The organism is Bradyrhizobium sp. TM233, assembly GCF_036247965.1.
Classification (GTDB): domain Bacteria; phylum Pseudomonadota; class Alphaproteobacteria; order Rhizobiales; family Xanthobacteraceae; genus Bradyrhizobium; species Bradyrhizobium ottawaense.
The window spans coordinates 1-1,503 of record NZ_BTIG01000044.1; the positions used below are offsets into that span (position 1 = coordinate 1).

General features: G+C 65.8%; 2 protein-coding genes. Both read left to right on the forward strand.

The window, feature by feature from the left end:
• Window positions 1-720 (forward strand): ABC transporter substrate-binding protein (locus AABA86_RS33070; protein WP_338309734.1); only part of this gene is annotated, 720 nt, incomplete at its 5' end.
• Window positions 721-744: 24 nt separating this feature from the next.
• Window positions 745-1,503 (forward strand): AMP-binding protein (locus tag AABA86_RS33075; RefSeq protein WP_338309735.1); only part of this gene is annotated, 759 nt, incomplete at its 3' end.

Here is a 1,503-nt window from a genome sequence, read left to right on the forward strand (position 1 = left end):
AAGGTGCCGCAGCTGTTCGTGCTCTCGGGCGCCACCAAATGGGCCGAGCCGCAGAAGAATCCGTGGACGATGCCGGGGATGGCGGCCTACGAATCCGAGGGCGTGGTCTACGCCAAATACATCCTGCAGACCAAGCCCGACGCCCGGATCGCGATCCTGGCGCAGAACGACGATTTCGGTCGCGACTATGTCGCAGGCTTCAAGCGCGCGCTCGGAGCCAAGGCGGCCGGCATGATCATCGCCGAGCAGACCTACGAGACCAGCGCGCCGACGATCAGCTCGCAGCTCTCGACCCTGAAGGCCTCGGGCGCCAACGTGCTGTTCGGCGTCGTGCTCGGAAAATTCACCTCGCAGATGGTCAAGGGCGTGGCCGAGATCGGCTGGAAGCCNNAATGGGCCGACGATCCCGGCGTGAAGGAGTATTTTGCCTTCATGAAGCAATACCTGCCGAACGCCGACCTTTCCAACTCCAACTACGCCGCCGGCTACCACTATGCGACGCTGCTGATGACGGTGCTGAGGGCGTGCAAGGAAGACGTCAGCCGCGACAACATCATGCGCCAGGCGGCCTCGCTGAAAGAGGTGAAGCTGCCGCTGCTGCTGCCGGGAATCTCGGTTACGACCGGCGCCGACGATTATCTGCCGTTCCAGCAGCTTCAGCTCCGCCGCTTCAACGGCAAGAGCTGGGTCGGCTTCGGCGACGTGCTGGACGATCGCTAGGCTCGCGCGGGACAAGGACACGCCATGATCATCAGCGGCGAGCGCCGGATCAGCTATGACGAGATCCAGTCACGCATCAGACGGGCGGCGAGCGGATTTCGCGCCCTGGGCCTTGCCGAGGCCGCCCCGGTTGCGATGATGCTGCGCAACGACTTCGCCCTGTTCGAGGTGGTTGCGGCCTCCGCCGCCCTCGGCAGCCCGGTGGTACCGATCAACTGGCATCTCAAGGCCGAGGAGGTCCGCTACATCCTGACCGACAGCGGCGCGAAGATCCTGGTCTGCCACGCCGACCTGCTGCCGCAGATTCGTGACGGCGTGGCGCCGGATGTCCGCCTTCTCGTCGTCGCGACGCCGCCCGAGCTGGCGGCGACCTTCGCCATTGCCCCGGAGCTGACCGCGGTCCCGGCCGGACTGACCGATTGGGAGCGCTGGCGCGACGGCCATCCTGAAGCCCAGGAACCGCCGCGCCGGGCCGCGGCAATGATCTACACGTCGGGCACGACCGGGATGCCGAAAGGCGTGCGGCGCATGCCGATGCAGCCCGAGCAGGCGGCCGCTTCCGAACGCGTCGGCGCGATCGCCTATGGCATCAAGCCGCGGGACAACCAAATCGTACTGATCAACGGGCCGATGTATCACTCGGCGCCGCATTCCTACGGCATGATGGCGTTTCGCAACGGCTGCACCATCATCCTCCAGCCGCGGTTCGATGCGGAGGAGCTGCTGGCGCTGATCGAGCGTCACCGCGTGACGCACATCCACATGGTGCCGACCATGTTCGTG